The organism is Enterobacter sp. CCUG 70166 (assembly GCF_020224095.1).
Classification (GTDB): domain Bacteria; phylum Pseudomonadota; class Gammaproteobacteria; order Enterobacterales; family Enterobacteriaceae; genus Enterobacter; species Enterobacter intestinihominis.
The window spans coordinates 1-731 of the sequence record NZ_NRIQ01000084.1 but is presented as its reverse complement, the minus strand read 5'-3'; the positions used below and the strand labels follow the sequence as shown (position 1 = coordinate 731).

Here is a 731-nt window from a genome sequence, read left to right as displayed (position 1 = left end):
AGCTCTCAATAAATCCGTTCTGCGTTGGCTTGCCCGGCTGGATTAAGCGCAACTCAACACCATGCTCAAAGGCCCATTGATCCAGTGCACGGCAAGTGAACTCCGGCCCCTGGTCAGTTCTTATCGTCGCCGGATAGCCTCGAAACAGTGCAATGCTGTCCAGAATACGCGTGACCTGAACGCCTGAAATCCCAAAGGCAACAGTGACCGTCAGGCATTCCTTTGTGAAATCATCGACGCAGGTAAGACACTTGATCCTGCGACCGGTGGAAAGTGCGTCCATGACGAAATCCATCGACCAGGTCAGATTGGGCGCCGCCGGACGGAGCAGCGGCAGACGTTCTGTTGCCAGCCCTTTACGACGTCTTCTGCGTTTTACGCCCAGGCCACTGAGGTGATAAAGCCGGTACACGCGCTTATGATTAACATGAAGCCCTTCACGGCGCAGCAACTGCCAAATACGACGGTAGCCAAAACGCCTGCGCTCCAGTGCCAGCTCAGTGATGCGCCCTGATAAATGCGCATCAGCAGCCGGACGGTGAGCCTCATAGCGGCAGGTCGACAGGGATAAACCTGTAAGCCTGCAGGCACGACGTTGCGACAGACCGGTCGCATCACACATCAACATCACGGCTTCCCGCTTCTGGTCTGTCGTCAGTACTTTCGCCCAAGAGCCACCTGAAGCGCCTCTTTATCCAGCATGGCTTCGGCAAGCAGCTTCTTGAGTCTGG

Annotated in this window: 1 pseudogene; it reads right to left on the bottom strand. The window is 56.1% G+C overall.

Features of this window, described 5'->3' with window-relative positions:
• Positions 1–731, bottom strand: a pseudogene (locus tag CKK19_RS24850) (IS3-like element ISSen4 family transposase); the annotation flags it as partial.